The following is an 18,879-nucleotide window of genomic DNA, read 5'->3' as shown; positions in this document are numbered from 1 at the left end:
ACGAGCTGATGACAGTTCCACAGATCCTGGCCGAACTCGGTGACGTATCTCGACGGACCTTCTACCGGTGGCGCGAGCTCGGGCAGGGGCCGGCTGCTTTCAAGCTGCCCAACGGGGAACTTCGAGTTTGGCGGAGTGATTTTCTGACCTGGCTGCGGCAGTTGGAGGCTGCGGCGTGAAGTCTCTCGACGTGAAAGTCTGGAGCGTCCGTAAGCGAGACACCAAGACACCCTCGTACGGTGTCCGCTGGTCTGTGGCGGGCAATGTCTTCTCGGAGTCCTTTCGCACCAAGGCACTTGCCGACCATTACCGCACGAAGCTAATGCGTGCGATGCGCGACGGCGAGGAGTTCGACACAGAGTCGGGCTACCCGGCCTCGATGGAAGAGAAGAAGTCGGCCGTGTCGTGGTACGCCTTCGCTCTCAGGTACCTCGCCATGAAGTGGCCCCATGCCGCCCCCAATACGCGAGACGGCATCAACGAATCCCTCACCAGCGTGACGCTGGAACTCCTCGACGAGCGTGCCGGGCGGCCGTACGACGAGGCAATCCGCAAAGCACTGCGCAACTGGGCCTTCGTGCTACCGGGGCCTGACGATCGGGCAGTGCCGGACGACGTGCGGAACGTTCTTCACTGGGTATCCAAGGCGTCCCGACCGCTCGCCGATCTCGCTGAGCCCGCCTTGGCTCGCGCGGTCCTCGACTCACTGAAACTCAAGCTCGACGGCACGGCAGCAGCGGCAGAGACCGTGAGGCGTAAGCGCCGGACGCTCGTCAACGCCGCGAATTACGCCGTCGACCTGGGGGAGCTGCGCGAGAACCCCATCACGGCTGTCCGCTGGCAGAAGCCGAAGGTGTCCAACCAGGTTGACCTCCGGGTTGTCGCCAACCCGGAGCAGGCGCGGAATCTCCTGGCGGCCGTTTCCTACGTGGGCGGTTACCGGCGTGCCCGTGGTCGTCGCCTTGTGGGTCTGTTTGCCGCCATGTACTTCGGTGGTCTTCGGCCGGCGGAAGGGGTCGGCCTCGTCGAGACGGACCTGAACCTTCCCGAACAAGGCTGGGGCTCGGCGCTGCTCCACCGGACCCGTCCGTCGGTCGGCAAGCAGTGGACCGACTCGGGGGAGACCCACGACGACCGCGGGCTGAAGAACCGTCCGACCGAGGACGTCAGGCGGGTGCCTATCCCGCCACACCTTGTCGCCGTGCTCCGCGAGCACCTGGTCACCTTCGGCACGGCGGACGACGGGCGGCTGTTCTTCAGCGAGAAGGGCTCGGTCGTCCCGTCCTCGACCTACTACCGCGTGTGGCAGGAGGCCCGGCTCCTCGCGCTTCCGCCTGCCGTCGCGGCCTCGCCGCTTGCGGGTCGGCCGTACGACCTCCGGCACTCGGCGCTGTCGACGTGGCTGAACGCGGGCGTCGACCCTACTGAGGTCGCCGAGCGTGCCGGCAACAGCGTTGAGGTCCTGCTGACTCGCTACGCGAAGTGCCTCGACGGACGGCAGGAGATCGCCAACCGCAAGATCGAAGAGTTGTTGCGCGAATACGAGTGATCACGCACGTAGGCCGTTAGCCCCCAGCCACAGGCCGGGGGCTTCGTCTCTCGGCCGTGTGCCATCGGTTGTTTGTCCGCGGCTTCCCGTATGAGCTCACCGAGCGGGGAAGGTGAGCCGCAGAACGATCTCGCCGTCGTCGATCTCCCCGGTGGGCTCGAACCCGAACTTCTGGTAGAAGGGCCACGGTTCGCCGTCGCCGGGCTCGTAGCTGGTCAGCAGCTCGGTGGCGCCGTCCGCGCGAACCAGGGCGGCGATCTGCGTGAGCGCCTCTCGGCCGATCCCTCGCCTCTGGTACCGCTTGTCGATGAGGAGGCGCCAGAGGAAGTGCCGCCCTTTGAAAGGACCAGCCGGCGGTTTCCACGACAGCATCACGAAGCCGACTGGCTCGTCGCCACGGTACAGGGCGCGGTACCAGGGGTTGGCCTCCGGCGTCTTCGCCGCCTTCTTGAGCGACTTGGACACGGAGGCGACGAACTGCTTCTGGTCACGTCGGACGCGGAGGGCACGAACGGCATCCCGGTTGTCGTCGGTGATCTCCCGTAGGTGCACGCCTGGGGACCTCATGCCACACCCCTTCATGCATCCGGCAGCTGCGCCATCCGGGCCGACGTGAAGAGTCGCCACCGGGCCGCATTCCCTTGTGTGTACGCGTTATCCAGGACGCCAGGCTGGACGTCTTCGCAGCGTATTCGACACAGACGATCTAGAGCGGCACTGGCACGCCAGCCTGTGACCGCATCCGAGGCAGCTCCTGGTGAAGAGCAACTCGGCTTGACGTTGCTATGCTCGGCTGACCTGGGCAGATGCTCGAAGATCCCGTCCACGCCTCGTCCACGGACCCCGACATACGGCCGCTCCGAGCCGCATACAGCTGCACATACGCCAAGACCCCGTCCTCAGCGAAAGCGCTGATGGCGGGGTCTTTGGGCACCTCATACAGGGTGCCCCCGGCAGGATTCGAACCTGCGCACACGGCTCCGGAGGCCGTTGCTCTATCCCCTGAGCTACGGGGGCGTTCCGCCGCCCTGCTGTGCGGCGACGGGTAGAACCCTACCAGCTCCCACGCGGTCCCCGTGAACAGGTATTTCCGCCTCCCCGAGCACCCATCCGAGCGCCAACCGAGCCCCCACCCAAGCGCCTCCCCGAGCCCGACCGACCCCCGCCCCAAGCGCCTCCCCCACCCTCGCCCAGAGCGCCCCCAAGCCCCACCCCCGCACCCCCACCCCCAGCTCAGCTCGCCCCCACAGGGTGGAAGTGGGCAAAACCCGGACGCAGGCCTGTCCGCCGACCTACTCTCGAGTTGTGTCAGGCGCGTCCGGCCGAGTGCTCGTTGTCGACGACAACCGGGTCATCCGGCAGTTGATCAGGGTCAACCTTGAGCTGGAGGGCTTCGAGGTCGTGACCGCGGCTGATGGTGCCGAGTGCCTGGAGGTCGTGCATCGGGTCTGCCCCGATGTCGTCACCCTCGATGTCGTGATGCCCCGCCTCGACGGGCTCCGGACCGCCGCGCTGCTGCGGGACGACCCGCGGACCAGCCATCTGCCGGTCGCGATCATCAGTGCCTGTACGCAGTACGAGGTGGAGACCGGCCTCGGCGCCGGGGTGGAAGCCTTTCTCGCCAAGCCCTTCGAGCCGGCCGAGCTGGTCCGTCTCGTACGGCAGTTGATGCACCGGGAGGGCCCGCCGTCCGTCGACGGCAGGCATGGTGCCGGGCGGGCGGGTAGCGCACGGGGCTGACCGCATCGCGAAACCGGTTCGCGAAGGGCCCCCCTCCCTCCCATACGCTTATCCCGTGACCCCCGCTGAGCTCTCCCGTACCGTGCTGCACGCCGTGTGCCGCGCGGTGGAGGATGGTGCCCTGCGCGCGCCCGTGCCCGAGAGCGTCAGCGTCGAGCGGCCGCGGCCCGGTGGATGCGGGGACTACGCCACCAATGTCGCCCTGCGGCTGGCGGGGCCCGCCGGGCAGCAGCCCCGTGCCGTCGCCGAAATGCTGCGGCCCCGCATCGCCGAGGCCCCCGGGATCGCCGCGATCGAGATCACCGGGCCCGGCTTCCTCAACATCACCCTGGACGACGGCGCGCAGCAGGCGCTCGTACGGCAGGTCCTGGAGCGGGGGAGCAAGTACGGGTGGACCGAGCTCACCGGGGAGCTCGCCCAGCCCAGCTGCCGCTCCGACGTACGAGCGGCCGTCACCGCTGACGCCCTTCGCCGGATCCTTCTCTCGCAGGGCACCCTCACTCGTATCTACTGCGAAGACGCCGCCGATCCCGTCTGGGCCGATCTGGGAGTACGCATCGGGGCCGAGGGGGCCCGTCCCCATCTGCGTACCGATGTGATGCCCGTGCCCGCCGATGATGAAGCGGCCACCCTGCTGCGACGCCTCGGGGTCGATGCCGCGCGCTGGGGGCTGCTGTCCGCCGCCTCGCACGACCGGCCGCGAACCGGGGACGACCTTCTCGTACAGCAGGAGAGCAACCCGCTGTTCCGTATCCAGTACGCGTACTCCCGCACCCGCGCCCTTGCCCGCAATGCCGAGCAGCTGGGCTTCGACAGCGCCCCCCAGAACCACGTCGACGCCCCCGCGCTGACCACAGCCATAGGCGACTATCCCGCCGTCCTCGCCTCCGCGGCCCGCCTGCGCGCGCCCGACCGGCTCGCCCGGCACCTGGAATCCACCACAGACGCCCTTCTCGCCTTCCAGCACACCGTGCTGCCCGTCGGCGGCGAGAAACCCCTGGCCACCCACCGTTCCCGGCTCGCGCTCGCCGAAGCCGCCGGGGTGGTGCTCGCCGGTGGCCTCTCCCTGCTCGGCATCACCGCCCCTGACTACCTGTGAGAGAAAAATGAGCCGCTCCGCACACCCCGCCGGGCCCCGCCACGCAGACGTCCTGACCGAGGGGCACTACACGGCCCCGCCCACCGACCTCAACGTCCTCGACGAGAAGGTCTGGGCGAAGACGGTCACGCGCAATGACGAAGGCGTCGCGACCGTCGGCGGGATCGAAGTCACAAGGCTCGCAGAGGAGTTCGGCACCCCCGCCTACTTCCTCGACGAGGCCGACTTCCGCGCCCGCTGCCGTGCCTGGGCCGACGCCTTCGGCAAGGACGCCGACGTGTTCTACGCCGGGAAGGCCTTCCTTTCGCGGGCAGTGGTGAAGTGGCTCCACGAAGAAGGACTCAACCTCGACGTCTGCTCCGGCGGCGAGCTCACCACCGCCCTCGAGGCCGGCATGCCCGCCGACCGCATCGCCTTCCACGGCAACAACAAGTCCCAGGAAGAGATCGAGAGGGCGGTCGGCGCCGGCGTGGGGCGCATCGTCCTCGACTCCTTCCAGGAGATCGTCCGCGTCGCGCACACCGCACAGCGCCTCGGCACGCGCCAGCGTGTCCAGATCCGCGTGACGGTGGGAGTGGAGGCGCACACCCACGAATTCATCGCGACCGCGCACGAGGACCAGAAGTTCGGCATCCCCCTCGCCGGCGGACAGGCCGCCGAAGCCGTACGGCGCGCCCTCAGGCTCGACGGCATCGAGCTCATCGGCATTCACTCCCACATCGGTTCGCAGATCTTCGACACCTCCGGGTTCGAGGTGGCCGCCCATCGCGTGGTCCGCCTCCTCGCCCAGATCCGGGACGAGCACGGGGTCGAGCTGCCCGAGATCGACCTCGGCGGCGGACTCGGTATCGCGTACACCTCCGACGACGATCCGCGCGAGCCGCACGACATCGCCAAGGCCCTGGGCGAGATCGTCACCCGTGAGTGCGAGGCCGCGAAGCTGCGTACGCCCCGGATCTCCGTCGAGCCCGGCCGTGCGATCGTCGGGCCCACCGCCTTCACCCTGTACGAGGTCGGCACCATCAAGCCGCTCGATGGCCTGCGTACATACGTCAGCGTCGACGGCGGCATGTCGGACAACATCCGGACCGCGCTGTACGACGCCGAGTACAGCGTCGCGCTCGTGTCGAGGACGTCCGACGCCGCGCCGATGCTCGCCCGCGTCGTCGGCAAGCACTGCGAGAGCGGCGACATCGTGGTCAAGGACGCGTTCCTGCCGGCCGACCTCGCGCCCGGCGATCTGATCGCCGTGCCCGCCACCGGCGCGTACTGCCGCTCCATGGCGAGCAATTACAACCACGTCCTGCGCCCGCCCGTCGTCGCGGTCAGGGACGGCGAGGCCCGCGTGATCGTCAGGCGCGAGACGGAGGAAGATCTCCTGCGACTTGACGTCGGATAGTTGAGATAGATGTCTCGCATGCCGGACAGGGGATAGAAACTTCCGTCCGGTGAGTGAGACTGGTCCACGCCGCAGAAGTAATGAGAAGCGAGGTCGGATGATGCGTACGCGTCCGCTGAAGGTGGCGCTGCTGGGCTGTGGAGTGGTCGGCTCAGAGGTGGCGCGCATCATGACGACGCACGCCAGCGACCTCGCCGCCCGTATCGGCGCTCCCGTGGAGCTCGCCGGGGTCGCCGTCCGCCGGCCCTCCAAAGTGCGGGAGGGCATCGACCCCGCACTGATCACCACCGACGCGACCGCCCTCGTCAAACGCGGTGACATCGACGTCGTCATCGAGGTCATCGGCGGCATCGAGCCTGCCCGCACCCTCATCACCTCCGCCTTCGAGCACGGCGCGTCCGTCGTCTCCGCCAACAAGGCACTGCTCGCCGAGGACGGCGCGACCCTCTACGCCGCCGCCGAGGAGCACGGCAAGGACCTCTACTTCGAGGCAGCGGTCGCCGGCGCGATTCCGCTGATCAGGCCGCTGCGTGAGTCCCTCGCGGGTGACAAGGTCAACCGGGTGCTGGGAATCGTCAACGGCACGACGAACTTCATCCTGGACAAGATGGACAGCTCCGGCGCCGGCTACTCCGAGGCGCTCGACGAGGCCACCGCCCTCGGATACGCCGAGGCCGACCCGACCGCCGACGTCGAGGGCTTCGACGCCGCCGCCAAGGCCGCCATCCTCGCCGGGATCGCCTTCCACACCCGGGTACGCCTCGACGACGTCTACCGCGAGGGCCTGACCGACGTCAGCGCCGCCGACATCGCCTCGGCCAAGCGCATGGGCTGCACCGTCAAACTCCTCGCCATCTGCGAGCGCGCGGCCGACGGGAAGTCCGTCACCGCCCGCGTGCACCCCGCGATGATCCCGCTCAGCCACCCGCTCGCCTCCGTCCGCGAGGCGTACAACGCCGTCTTCGTCGAGGCCGAGGCCGCCGGGCAGCTGATGTTCTACGGTCCCGGCGCGGGCGGCTCGCCCACCGCCTCCGCGGTCCTCGGCGACCTCGTCGCCGTCTGCCGCAACAGGCTCGCCGAGTCAACGGGGCCCGGTGAATCCGCGTACACTCAGCTGCCCGTGAGCCCCATGGGCGACGTGGTGACGCGGTACCACATCAGCCTCGACGTGGCCGACAAGCCGGGCGTACTCGCCCAGGTCGCGACGGTCTTCGCCGAGCACGGCGTATCGATCGACACGGTCCGTCAGCAAGGTCGACAGGACGGAAACGGCGAGGCCTCCCTCGTCGTCGTCACCCACCGCGCGCCCGACGCCGCCCTCTCCGGGACCGTCGAGGCGCTGCGCAAGCTCGACACCGTGCGCGGTGTCGCCAGCATCATGCGTGTTGAAGGGGAGTAAGGGACCCATGACGACCAACGGCACCCACCAGTGGCGCGGCATCATCGAGGAGTACCGGGACCGCCTCCCGGTGACGGACACGACGCCCGTCGTCACGCTCGGCGAGGGTGGTACGCCGCTCGTCCCGGCGAATGTTCTCTCCGAGCGCACGGGCTGCGAGGTGCACCTCAAGGTCGAGGGCGCCAACCCCACCGGGTCCTTCAAGGACCGCGGCATGACCATGGCCATCACCAAGGCCAAGGAGGAGGGCGCGCAGGCGGTCATCTGCGCCTCCACCGGCAATACGTCCGCCTCGGCCGCCGCCTATGCCGTACGGGCCGGAATGGTCTGCGCGGTCCTCGTCCCCCAGGGCAAGATCGCGCTGGGCAAGATGGGGCAGGCGCTGGTGTACGGCTCGAGCATCCTCCAGGTCGACGGGAACTTCGACGACTGCCTGAACCTGGCGCGCAGTCTCTCGGAGAACTACCCGGTGGCACTGGTCAATTCGGTCAATCCGTTCCGCATCGAGGGGCAGAAGACCGCCGCGTTCGAAATCGTCGACGCGCTCGGCGACGCCCCCGACATCCATGTGCTGCCCGTCGGGAACGCCGGCAACATCACGGCGTACTGGAAGGGGTACAAGGAGTACGCCGCGGACAAGATGTCGACGCGGGCTCCCCGGATGTGGGGCTTCCAGGCCTCCGGCTCGGCCCCGATCGTCCGCGGTGAGGTGGTCAAGGACCCCTCCACCATCGCCACCGCGATCCGGATCGGCAACCCGGCCTCCTGGCAGTACGCGCTTGCCGCGCGCGACGAGTCGGGCGGCCTCATCGATGAGGTGACGGACCGTGAAATCCTGCGCGCGTACCGGATGTTGGCCTCGCAGGAGGGCGTCTTCGTGGAGCCCGCGTCGGCCGCGTCCGTCGCGGGACTGCTGAAGGCCGCCGAACTCGGCAAGGTCGACCCGGGCCAGCGGATCGTCTGCACGGTCACCGGCAACGGACTCAAGGACCCGGACTGGGCGGTCGCCGGAGCGCCGCAGCCGGTCACCGTGCCGGTGGACGCCGCCGCGGCCGCCGAGCACCTCGGTCTGGCATAAACCCGCCATTGCCGCTTTCCCCGGGTGCCCCGGGGAAAGCAATGCAAGCCGGACAACGGCGTACGTAGGGGCACAGGTGGCTTGCGACACGCATCGTGCGCCTCCTGTGCGCCCTATGTCGCCAGTGAACCTTCCTTCGATAAGCTGTACCGAACCCGCCCCGCCGCATATGCCGCGGTGTCGTCGCCGTTACGGCCTACGGGTGTTTCGTACCTCTCGAAAAAAATCTCGCAGTCAGAACCAAGGAGAGTCATCGAGCGATGGCCGGTCCAGCGTTCCGCGCCGCCGCCGTCCGGGTGCGCGTCCCCGCCAGCAGCGCCAATCTCGGCCCGGGCTTCGACGCCCTCGGGCTGTCCCTGGGGCTGTACGACGACGTCGTCGTCCGGGTCGCGGACTCCGGTCTGCACATCGACATCGCGGGCGAGGGCGCAACGACGCTGCCCCGAGATGAGAACCATCTGCTCGTACGTTCCCTCCGTACGGCATTCGACCTGCTCGGCGGGCAGCCGCGCGGCCTCGAAGTCGTCTGCGCCAACCGCATCCCGCACGGGCGCGGCCTCGGATCGTCGTCCGCGGCCATCTGCGCCGGCATCGTCGCCGCGCGCGCCGTGACCATAGGGGGCGACGCCAAGCTCGACGACGCGGCGCTGCTCGAACTCGCCACCGAGATCGAGGGGCACCCCGACAATGTCGCCGCCTGTCTGCTCGGCGGCTTCACGCTCGCCTGGACCGACGGGGGAGCGGCACGCGCCATCAGGATGGATCCCGCCGATTCCGTCGTTCCGGTGGTCTTCGTCCCCGGCAGGCCGGTGCTCACCGAGACGGCGCGCGGCCTGCTTCCGCGCACCGTCCCCCATGTGGATGCCGCGGCCAACGCGGGCCGGGCCGCCCTGCTCGTAGAGGCGCTGACCAGGCGTCCCGAGCTGCTGCTGCCGGCCACCGAGGACCGGCTCCACCAGGAGTACCGCTCTCCGGCGATGCCGGAGAGCGTGGCCCTGGTCAACCGACTGCGCGCCGACGGCGTCCCCGCAGTCATCTCCGGCGCGGGCCCCACGGTGCTCGCGCTGACCGAGGACGGTGTGGCCGACAAGGTCGCACGACTGGCGGGCGAGGGGTGGGCGGCCAACCGGCTCACCTTCGACGCCGGGGGAGCGAGCGTTCTCCCGCTCGCTCCGCAGTGACACGAGATTGCCGGTGACGGAGAGGGGGAATGTTTGTTGGAGCCGGTAGTGTTAACCTCAAGTCTGCAGCCGACGTCTTTGTGGCGCAGTGCTTTGTGTCCCCATTCGGGACCAACATTCTTCCGGGAGCCTCCCCAACTGCCTGAGCAGCCTGCCTGAGCAGTTTCGAGCACGCTCCGGAACCGGCACGATACCTCTCGCTTTCCAGGAGTGGGCCGAGCAGGGGGACCTCGGGCCGGAACCTTGCATTTTTATTTCTCCGCCGTTAATTCCCGGCGGGACCACCGCCCCGGCACGGTTCGCAACCAGGACCGACGTCGGACAGCACAACCGGTCGCCGAGCCAGAAGGCCGACGTCCGCTCCAGGGAAGGACCCTTCGTGAGCGACACCACCGATCTGATGGGCGTGACTGCCGACAGCAGTGTCGACACCTCCGCGCCCGCCGCAGGTGCTGCCTCTGGCACCACCTCACGGCGCCGCCGCTCCGGCACCGGCCTCGAGGGCATGGTCCTGGCCGAGCTGCAGCAGGTCGCGTCCGGCCTCGGGATCAGGGGCACCGCGCGGATGCGCAAGAGCCAGCTGATCGAGGTCATCAAGGAGGCGCAGGCTGGGGGTACCTCCCAGAGCGCAGGCTCTGGGGGAGGCTCCTCCGCCCCGGCGAAGAGCGCCGATGCGGGCACGGGCGACGCCGAGACCAAGCCGAAGCGACGCGCCACTTCCAAGGCGCGTACGGGCGACGACGCCGCCGTCGCGGAGAAGGCCGACAAGGCCGACAAGGCCGCGGCCCAGCAGCAGATCGACATTCCCGGGCAGCCGGCCAGTGACGACCAGCCGGCCGGAGAGCGCCGCCGTCGTCGGGCCACCGCGCAGGCGGGCAGCCCGGACGCCAAGACCGATGCCAAGGCCGAGGGGGCCGTGGACGTGAAGACGGAGGCGCAGCCGGAGGCCGAGGCCGCCACCGCCGTGTCCCAGGACTCCGAGGGTCGTCGCGACCGCCAGGAGCGGGGCCAGCGCGGTGAGCGCGGCGGCGACCGCGGCGAGCGCCGTGACCGCCAGCGCGACCGCCGCGGCGGCAAGGGCGACGAGCAGCAGGGCGGCGGCCAGCGCCAGCAGCGCCAGGGCGGCCAGCAGGGCCAGGGCGGCCAGCAGGGCCCGCCGAGCGCCGGACCGCAGGACGACTTCGACGACGAGGGCGGCCGTCGTGGCCGTCGTGGCCGTTACCGCGACCGCCGTGGCCGTCGCGGCCGCGACGACTTCGCCACCGGCGAGCCGCAGGTCTCCGAGGACGACGTCCTGATCCCCGTCGCGGGCATCCTGGACATCCTCGACAACTACGCGTTCATTCGTACGTCCGGCTACCTGCCGGGTCCGAACGACGTGTACGTCTCGCTCGCCCAGGTCCGCAAGAACGGCCTGCGCAAGGGTGACCACGTCACCGGCGCGGTGCGGCAGCCGAAGGAGGGCGAGCGCCGCGAGAAGTTCAACGCGCTCGTACGCCTGGACTCGGCCAACGGCATGGCGGCCGAATCCGGCCGCGGCCGCCCGGAGTTCAACAAGCTGACCCCGCTCTACCCGCAGGACCGGCTGCGCCTCGAGACCGACCACGGCATCCTGACGACCCGGATCATCGACATGGTGTCGCCGATCGGCAAGGGCCAGCGTGGCCTGATCGTGGCCCCGCCGAAGACCGGCAAGACCATGATCCTGCAGGCGATCGCCAACGCGATCACGGTCAACAGTCCCGAGTGCCACCTGATGGTCGTCCTCGTCGACGAGCGTCCGGAAGAGGTCACCGACATGCAGCGGTCGGTGAAGGGCGAGGTCATCTCCTCGACCTTCGACCGCCCGGCCGAGGACCACACCACGGTCGCCGAGCTGGCCATCGAGCGCGCCAAGCGTCTCGTCGAGCTGGGTCACGACGTGGTCGTGCTGCTGGACTCGATCACCCGTCTGGGCCGTGCGTACAACCTCGCGGCCCCCGCCTCCGGCCGCATCCTGTCCGGTGGTGTCGACTCGACCGCGCTCTACCCGCCGAAGCGCTTCTTCGGCGCCGCGCGCAACATCGAGGACGGCGGTTCGCTGACCATCCTGGCCACCGCGCTGGTCGAGACCGGCTCGCGCATGGACGAGGTGATCTTCGAGGAGTTCAAGGGCACCGGCAACATGGAGCTCAAGCTCGACCGGAAGCTCTCGGACAAGCGCATCTTCCCGGCGGTGGACGTGGACGCGTCCAGCACCCGTAAGGAAGAGATCCTGCTCGGCAGCGACGAGTTGGCGGTCGTCTGGAAGCTGCGCCGGGTGCTGCACGCACTGGACCAGCAGCAGGCCATCGAGCTTCTGCTGGACAAGATGAAGCAGACGAAGTCGAACGCCGAGTTCCTGCTGCAGATCCAGAAGACGACTCCGTCCGCCGGAGGCAACGGAAACGACTGAGCTTCACCGAGGCCACGGCCGGGAGATCTTAGCCACAGCCGTCAGGCGTGACGCAGCTCCCGCGCCCCGACTCACCGTCCGCCGAACTCGCAGGTGAGAACGGAGAGTCAGGCCGCAAGCAGTCCATCGCGCCCACCGTGCACCGCACGGTGGGCGCGATGCTTTCTCACGGACTTCTCAGGCCGCCGTGCAACCCTCCTTGCTTCCTCACCGTCTGGACAAGTGCCGACAGACCGCGCCTGATCACCACGGCAGGGGGTAGCGGGAACAGCGAGAGCCGAGGAGACCATGGACGACCAGAGCAGTAGCGGCAGCCGAATACGCAGCCGCGGCAATCGCCGTAAGGCGTCCACCAAGAGCCGCAGAGCCATGACCGTCGCCGCCTGGTCCGTCGCAGGTCTGGTGCTGATCGGTGGATCAGGCCTCGGTTACGTCTACTTCAAGCTCAACGGCAACATCGAGGGCGTCGACATCAACGCCGCCCTCGGCGACGACCGCCCCCAGAACGTCGACAACGGCTCCATGGACATCCTGGTCCTCGGCTCCGACTCCCGCGCCGGCGCCAACTCCCAATACGGCGTGGACGAAGGCGTCGCGCGCTCCGACACCGCGATGGTCGTGCACGTCTACGAGGGCCACAAAACGGCCAGCGTCGTCTCCATCCCGCGTGACACCCTCGTCGAACGCCCCGAGTGCGCGGACGGCCAAGGCAAGACCGTCTCCGCCGAGAAGCGCGCCATGTTCAACACAGCGTACGAGGTCGGCGGCCCGCCCTGCGCGGTGAAGACCGTCGAGAAGATGTCCGGCATCCGCATGGACCACTACATCGAGGTCGACTTCAGCGGCTTCAAGAAGCTCATCGACAAGCTGGGCGGCGTGGAGATCACCACCACCAAGCCCATCAACGACAGCAAGAGCCATCTGGACCTGCCGCCCGGCACGCACACCCTCGACGGGGAGCAGTCGCTCGGTCTCGTACGCACCCGCAAGAGCGTCGGCGACGGCAGCGACCTGGGCCGAATACAGCTCCAGCAGGCCTTCATGAAGGCCTTCATCAACCAGGTCAAGAGTGTCGGTGTCTTCACCAACCCGAAGAAGCTCCTCGACATCGCCGACACCGCGACCAGGGCGATCAGGCCCGACTCAGAGCTCGACTCCGCGAACGAGCTGATGAGCTTCGCCAGGGGGCTGAGCGGTCTCGGCGCCGAGGACGTGCACATGGTCACGATGCCGGTGCGGTACGACCCGGCGGACCCCAACCGCGTGGTGCCGCTCAAGGCCGCCTCCCGGCAGGTCTGGACGGCGCTCGCGCAGGACAAACCGATCCCCGCCTCCGCCGTCAAGGACTCCGCGGGCGACAAGGGGGACGCCGGCGAGGTCGTCCGGGCCTCCAGGGCGCCGGGCCACCGTGGGGAATAGATCCGGTGGTACCCCGGTTTTGGGAGTTACGGCCGGTCCTGGCAGACTGGTACGTCGGCCCCGGTTCACGTACGAGCAATCCGCGTGTACGACCCGGTGCCCTCCCGAAACTAGGAGACACCCTTGAAGCGCGACATCCACCCCGAGTACGTCGAGACCCAGGTCAGCTGTACCTGTGGCGCGTCGTTCACCACCCGTAGCACCATCGAGTCCGGCACCGTCCGGGCCGAGGTCTGCTCCGAGTGCCACCCGTTCTACACGGGCAAGCAGAAGATCCTCGACACGGGTGGCCGTGTGGCCCGCTTCGAGGCCCGCTTCGGCAAGGCTGCCGGCTCCGCCAAGAAGTAGCGAGCCACTGCGCCGGCCCTCGGCCGCCCCTAGCCGGGGTGGCCGAGGCCGGCGCTTTGTCCGTTCTGAGCAGCCCCTTTTTTCGCGTACCAAACCCAGGAGCCCCCGATGTTCGAGGCGGTCGAGGAACTGATCGGCGAACACGCCGATCTCGAGAAGAAGCTCGCCGACCCTTCGGTCCACGCGGACCAGGCGAACGCGCGCAAGCTCGGCAAGCGCTACGCCGAGCTGACCCCGATCGTCGGCACGTACCGCTCCTGGAAGCAGACCGGGGACGACATCCAGACCGCGCGTGAATTCGCCGCCGACGACCCGGACTTCGCCGCCGAGGTCAAGGAACTGGAGAAGCTGCGCGAGGGGCTCACCGAGAAGCTGCGGCTGCTGCTCGTACCGCGCGACCCCAGCGACGACAAGGACGTCATCCTCGAAGTCAAGGCGGGCGCGGGCGGTGACGAGTCTGCTCTGTTCGCCGGTGACCTGCTGCGGATGTATCTGCGCTACGCCGAGCGCGTCGGCTGGAAGACCGAGATCATCGACGCCACCGAGTCCGAGCTGGGCGGCTACAAGGACGTCCAGGTCGCGGTGAAGACCAAGGGCGGCAACGGCGCGACCGAGCCCGGGCAGGGCGTCTGGGCGCGGCTGAAGTACGAGGGCGGAGTGCACCGCGTGCAGCGCGTGCCCGCCACCGAGTCCCAGGGCCGCATCCACACCTCGGCGGCCGGCGTGCTGGTCACACCCGAGGCGGAGGAGATCGACGTCGAGATCCACGCCAACGACCTGCGGATCGACGTCTACCGCTCGTCGGGCCCCGGCGGCCAGTCCGTCAACACCACCGACTCCGCGGTGCGCATCACGCACCTGCCGACCGGCATCGTCGCCTCCTGCCAGAACGAGAAGAGCCAGCTCCAGAACAAGGAGCAGGCGATGCGTATTCTGCGCTCCAGGCTGCTGGCCGCAGCCCAGGAGGAGGCCGAGAAGGAAGCCGCGAGCGCCCGGCGCAGCCAGGTCCGCACGGTTGACCGCTCGGAGAAGATCCGTACGTACAACTTCCCGGAAAACCGGATCTCGGACCACCGTGTCGGATTCAAGGCGTACAACTTGGACCAGGTGCTCGATGGTGATCTCGACTCGGTGATCCAGGCCTGTGTCGATGCCGACTCCGCCGCCAAGCTCGCCGACGCCCAGTAACAACCCCCTGCAGTCCCGGAGGACCAAGGTGAACCTGCTGCTTGCCGAGGTGGCCCAGGCCACCCAGCGGCTGGCCGACGCCGGCGTGCCCTCACCGCGCTTCGACGCGGAGGAGCTCGCCGCATTCGTGCACGGCGTGAAGCGGGGAGAGCTGCACAACGTCCCGAACGGTGACTTCGACGCCCGCTACTGGGAGGCGGTCGCCCGCCGCGAGGCCCGCGAACCGCTCCAGCACATCACCGGGCGTGCTTTCTTCCGGTATCTGGAGCTGCAGGTCGGGCCGGGCGTCTTCGTGCCCCGCCCCGAGACCGAGTCGGTCGTCGGCTGGGCCATAGACGCCGTACGGGCCATGGATGTCGTCGAGCCGCTCATCGTCGATCTGTGCACGGGATCCGGGGCCATCGCGCTGGCCATGGCGCAGGAGGTGCCGCGCTCACGGGTGCACGGCGTGGAGCTCTCCGAGGACGCGCTGAGGTGGACCCGTAAGAACGCCGAGGGCTCGCGCGTCTCCATCCACCAGGGCGACGCGCTGAGCGCCCTGCCGGAGCTGGACGGGCAGGTCGACCTGGTCATCTCCAATCCGCCGTACATCCCGCTCACGGAGTGGGAGTATGTCGCCCCCGAGGCTCGCGACCACGACCCGGACATGGCTCTGTTCTCCGGCGAGGACGGCCTGGACACCATCCGCGGCATCGAGCGCACCGCCCACCGGCTGCTGCGGCCCGGCGGCCTCGTGGTCGTCGAGCACGCGGACACGCAGGGCGGCCAGGTGCCGTGGATCTTCAGCGAAGAGGCGGGCTGGGCGGACGCGGCCGACCACCCCGACCTGAACAAGCGGCCGCGCTTCGCGACCGCGCGCAAGGCAACGCCATGACCAAGTTTGTGTACGAGGAGGCCCGCTGATGGCTCGGCGATACGACTGCAACGACGCGACGGATCGCACCACCGGTCTGCGTGAAGCCGCATCGGCCGTCCGCCGCGGCGAGCTGGTCGTGCTGCCCACCGACACCGTGTACGGGATCGGTGCGGACGCCTTCGGTTCCGAGGCCGTCGCCGACCTGCTCGAGGCCAAGGGGCGCGGCCGCAATATGCCCACGCCCGTCCTCATCGGCTCCCCGAACACCCTGCACGGCCTGGTCACCGACTTTTCCGAGCAGGCGTGGGAGCTCGTCGACGCCTTCTGGCCGGGTGCGCTGACCCTGGTCGCCAAGCACCAGCCGTCGCTGCAGTGGGACTTGGGCGACACCCGGGGCACCGTCGCGATCCGGATGCCGCTGCACCCGGTCGCGATCGAGCTGCTCACCGAGGTCGGCCCGATGGCGGTCTCCAGCGCGAACCTCACCGGGCACCCGGCGCCCGAGGACTGCGACGCCGCGCAGGAGATGCTCGGCGACTCGGTCTCGGTCTACCTGGACGGCGGCCCGACCCCCGGCATCGTGCCGTCCTCGATCGTCGACGTCACGGGCAAGGTCCCGGTGCTGCTGCGCGAGGGGGCGCTCTCTCCGGACGAGCTGCGCAAAGTCGTACCCGACCTCGAGGTGGCCAATTGACCGCCCCTGAGGGGCGTGGCATAGCGGAATCCTGGGGGCACCCCCGGGCGGAGTCCGGAGGAAGCACCTCCACCTTCCGCATCCTCCACGTCAGCACCGGCAACGTCTGCCGCTCGCCGATCACCGAGCGGTTGACCCGCCATGCCCTGAGCGACCGCCTCGGCGACCGGCTCACGGGCGGCGTGATCGTGGAGAGCGCGGGCACCTGGGGCCACGAGGGCGCCCCGATGGAGGCCAACGCCGAGATCGTCCTGGCCGACTTCGGCGCGGACGCGACGGGTTTCGTGGGCCGCGAGCTGCTCGACGAGCATGTGATCCGCGCGGACCTGGTCCTCACGGCGACCCGGGACCACCGGGCGCAGGTGATCTCGATGGGCCATTCGGCGGGCCTGCGCACCTTTACGCTCAAGGAGTTCACCCGGCTGGTGCGCGCCATAGACCCGGCGACGCTGCCCGACCCGGGCGACGAGGGCGTCGTCGAACGCGCCCGCGCGCTGGTGCGCGCGGCGGCGGCGCTGCGCGGCTGGCTGCTGGCGCCGAGCCCGGACGCGGATGAGGTGTACGACCCGTACGGCGCGCCGATCACGTTCTTCCGGTCGATCGGGGACGAGATCAATCAGGCGCTGGACCCTGTGGTGACGGCGCTGACGGGCATGCCGGCCCGCCACTGACAACCGGGACTCCGCCCCCCGGGCCCGGCGCCACAATCTCCTCCAGACCTCGTCCGGGGGACCCCCACGGGGCTGATTGTGGGGGCTCCGCCCCGGGCCCCGCGCCTCGAACGCCGGCGAGGCTCGATTTCCGCCGGTCCGGCGGAACTTGAAGCCTGTCCGGCGATTGAGAGCACGGCCGAAGGCCGTACTGGGGGTCCCTCCCAAGCCCGCAGGCCGTACTGGGGGTGGTCCCCCCAAAGCCCGCCGGGCGTACTGGGGGTCCCCCCCCACGCCCGCAGGGCGTAGGGGGAGGGTCTGGGGGCTTGCCCCAGTTACAGGATGGGGGTACCTCCCACGGCCGCCAGACCGTAGGGGGAGGGCGGACTGGGGGAAAGAACCCCCGACACCGGGCAGGCGGCCACACCCCGGCCTACATTGGAGAGGCCGCCAACCCCACGCGAGGCCCGGAGCCCAAGATGCCGGTCAGCACTGCACCCCCCGCCGCCCCCACGGCCTACGCGGACTTCGACGCCCTGCGCCGCCACGACCCCGAGATCGCCGAAGTGGTCCTTGGGGAATTGGGTCGGCAGAGCGACAGCCTTCAGCTCATCGCCGCCGAGAACTTCACCTCGCCCGCGGTCCTCGCCGCCCTGGGCTCCCCGCTCGCCAACAAATACGCCGAGGGCTATCCCGGCGCCCGGCACCACGGCGGCTGTGAGCTCGTCGATGCCGCCGAGCGGATGGCCGTCGAGCGCGCCACCACCCTGTTCGGCGCAGAGCACGCCAATGTGCAGTCGCACTCCGGATCCTCTGCCGTCCTCGCCGCATACGCCGCGCTGCTCAAGCCCGGTGACACGGTGCTCGCCATGGGCCTCCCGTACGGCGGTCATCTCACCCACGGCTCGCCCGCCAACTTCTCCGGCCGCTGGTTCGACTTCGTCGGATACGGCGTCGAGGCGGAGTCCGGCCTCATCGACTACGACCAGGTGTACACCCTCGCCCGGCAGCACCGGCCCAAAGCCATCGTCTGCGGCTCGATCTCCTACCCCCGCCACCCCGACTACGCCGTCTTCCGCGAGATCGCGGACGACGTCGGCGCGTATCTCATCGTGGATGCCGCCCACCCGATGGGCCTGATCGCGGGCGGCGCGGCGCCCAGTCCCGTCCCGTACGCCGATGTGGTGTGCGCCACCACGCACAAGGTGCTGCGCGGGCCGCGCGGCGGAATGATCCTTTGCGGGTCGGAGCTGGCCGAACGCATCGACCGGGCGGTCTTCCCGTTCACCCAGGGCGGCGCCCAGATGCACACGATCGCCGCCAAGGCCGTCGCTTTCGGCGAGGCGGCCGCCCCCGCGTTCGCGGCGTACGCCCACCAGGTGGTCGCCAACGCCCGGGTGCTCGCCGACGAGCTCGAGGCGGAAGGCTTCGCGGTGCTCACCGGCGGCACCGACACCCATCTGATCAGCGCGGATCCGGCCCCGCTCGGGGTGGACGGCAAGGCCGCCCGCGGTCGTCTCGCCGCGGCCGGACTGGTCCTCGACACCTGCGCCCTGCCGTACGGCGACGGCCGTGGTATTCGTCTCGGCACCGCGGCAATCACCACCCAGGGCATGGGCGAGGCCGAGATGCCACGTGTCGCCGCGCTGTTCACGGCGGCGATGCGTGAAGAGGGAGAGGGAGCGCGGAAGGTACGTGCCGAGGTACGCGCGCTGGCAGGTAGATTTCCCCCTTATCCGGGCTAGCAGCGAACTCGTGCAACCATCGCCGCCACCCGTAGTGTCCTCAAGCATGTGGCTACCAGAGCTAGGGTGTGGGGCTGAGATGGCCAGCGATATCTGTGGG

17 protein-coding genes and 1 tRNA gene are annotated in these 18,879 nt (G+C 69.4%); 16 read left to right on the top strand and 2 right to left on the bottom strand.

Annotated elements, in window-relative coordinates:
* Positions 1-8 precede the first annotated feature (8 nt).
* Positions 9-179: an AlpA family transcriptional regulator gene (locus tag J7E87_RS11985; RefSeq protein WP_215092950.1), complete on the top strand. Its 171-nt coding sequence runs from the start codon at positions 9-11 to the stop codon at positions 177-179.
* Positions 176-1,549: a tyrosine-type recombinase/integrase gene (locus J7E87_RS11980; protein WP_215092902.1), complete on the top strand. Its 1,374-nt coding sequence runs from the start codon at positions 176-178 to the stop codon at positions 1,547-1,549. Before J7E87_RS11985 ends, J7E87_RS11980 begins: the two co-directional genes overlap by 4 nt.
* A gap of 96 nt (positions 1,550-1,645) precedes the next feature.
* On the opposite strand, the gene J7E87_RS11975 is transcribed toward J7E87_RS11980, so the two are convergent.
* Positions 1,646-2,116, bottom strand: a complete 471-nt coding sequence (locus tag J7E87_RS11975; RefSeq protein ID WP_251017293.1) for a GNAT family N-acetyltransferase — start codon at positions 2,114-2,116, stop codon at positions 1,646-1,648.
* A 378-nt stretch (positions 2,117-2,494) separates the two neighbouring features.
* Positions 2,495-2,566 (bottom strand) — tRNA-Arg (locus J7E87_RS11970).
* Between the two features lie 240 nt (positions 2,567-2,806).
* Between J7E87_RS11970 and J7E87_RS11965 the strand changes: the two genes are divergently transcribed.
* The 14 genes from J7E87_RS11965 to glyA all read left to right on the top strand — a co-directional run bounded on the left by J7E87_RS11965 (position 2,807) and on the right by glyA (position 18,779).
* Positions 2,807-3,289 carry a response regulator gene (locus tag J7E87_RS11965; RefSeq protein ID WP_374195161.1) on the top strand — a complete coding sequence of 161 codons (483 nt, stop codon included), beginning with the start codon at positions 2,807-2,809 and terminating at the stop codon, positions 3,287-3,289.
* A 55-nt stretch (positions 3,290-3,344) separates the two neighbouring features.
* The gene (nrtL, locus tag J7E87_RS11960) at positions 3,345-4,388 is read left to right on the top strand and encodes an ArgS-related anticodon-binding protein NrtL (RefSeq protein WP_215092898.1); all 1,044 of its coding nucleotides are present in this window, start codon (positions 3,345-3,347) and stop codon (positions 4,386-4,388) included.
* 7 nt (positions 4,389-4,395) lie between these two features.
* On the top strand, positions 4,396-5,787 hold the full coding sequence (lysA, locus tag J7E87_RS11955; RefSeq protein ID WP_215092896.1) for a diaminopimelate decarboxylase: 1,392 nt from the start codon (positions 4,396-4,398) through the stop codon (positions 5,785-5,787).
* A 97-nt stretch (positions 5,788-5,884) separates the two neighbouring features.
* Entirely contained in the window at positions 5,885-7,186 is a 1,302-nt protein-coding gene (locus J7E87_RS11950) for a homoserine dehydrogenase (RefSeq protein ID WP_215092894.1), read from the top strand.
* Positions 7,187-7,193: 7 nt separating this feature from the next.
* Complete coding sequence (gene thrC, locus J7E87_RS11945; RefSeq protein ID WP_215092892.1) at positions 7,194-8,264, top strand: threonine synthase; 1,071 nt, start codon at positions 7,194-7,196, stop codon at positions 8,262-8,264.
* 260 nt (positions 8,265-8,524) lie between these two features.
* Entirely contained in the window at positions 8,525-9,445 is a 921-nt protein-coding gene (gene thrB / locus J7E87_RS11940) for a homoserine kinase (protein WP_215092890.1), read from the top strand.
* Between the two features lie 379 nt (positions 9,446-9,824).
* The gene (gene rho, locus J7E87_RS11935; protein ID WP_215092888.1) at positions 9,825-11,879 is read left to right on the top strand and encodes a transcription termination factor Rho; all 2,055 of its coding nucleotides are present in this window, start codon (positions 9,825-9,827) and stop codon (positions 11,877-11,879) included.
* A 288-nt stretch (positions 11,880-12,167) separates the two neighbouring features.
* A complete protein-coding gene (locus J7E87_RS11930) occupies positions 12,168-13,298 on the top strand; it encodes an LCP family protein (protein WP_215092886.1) in 1,131 nt (376 codons plus the stop codon).
* A 123-nt stretch (positions 13,299-13,421) separates the two neighbouring features.
* Positions 13,422-13,646 carry a 50S ribosomal protein L31 gene (gene rpmE, locus J7E87_RS11925; protein WP_215092884.1) on the top strand — a complete coding sequence of 75 codons (225 nt, stop codon included), beginning with the start codon at positions 13,422-13,424 and terminating at the stop codon, positions 13,644-13,646.
* A 108-nt stretch (positions 13,647-13,754) separates the two neighbouring features.
* Positions 13,755-14,834 (top strand): peptide chain release factor 1, encoded by a 1,080-nt coding sequence (gene prfA, locus J7E87_RS11920; RefSeq protein ID WP_215092882.1) that lies wholly within the window; start codon positions 13,755-13,757, stop codon positions 14,832-14,834.
* A 28-nt stretch (positions 14,835-14,862) separates the two neighbouring features.
* A complete protein-coding gene (gene prmC / locus J7E87_RS11915; RefSeq protein ID WP_215092880.1) occupies positions 14,863-15,708 on the top strand; it encodes a peptide chain release factor N(5)-glutamine methyltransferase in 846 nt (281 codons plus the stop codon).
* 28 nt (positions 15,709-15,736) lie between these two features.
* Positions 15,737-16,384, top strand: a complete 648-nt coding sequence (locus J7E87_RS11910) for an L-threonylcarbamoyladenylate synthase (protein WP_215092878.1) — start codon at positions 15,737-15,739, stop codon at positions 16,382-16,384.
* Positions 16,381-17,055, top strand: coding sequence for a protein-tyrosine-phosphatase (locus J7E87_RS11905; protein WP_251017291.1), 675 nt, complete (start codon positions 16,381-16,383; stop codon positions 17,053-17,055). The genes J7E87_RS11910 and J7E87_RS11905 overlap by 4 nt, the downstream gene beginning before the upstream one ends.
* A 458-nt stretch (positions 17,056-17,513) precedes the next feature.
* A complete protein-coding gene (glyA, locus tag J7E87_RS11900; protein ID WP_215092876.1) occupies positions 17,514-18,779 on the top strand; it encodes a serine hydroxymethyltransferase in 1,266 nt (421 codons plus the stop codon).
* Positions 18,780-18,879: the final 100 nt, after the last annotated feature.

It is taken from the genome of Streptomyces sp. ISL-1, assembly GCF_018614585.1.
Lineage (GTDB): Bacteria > Actinomycetota > Actinomycetes > Streptomycetales > Streptomycetaceae > Streptomyces > Streptomyces maoxianensis.
The sequence above is the reverse complement of the archived record's forward strand: the minus strand, read 5'-3'. Positions and strand labels throughout refer to the sequence as shown.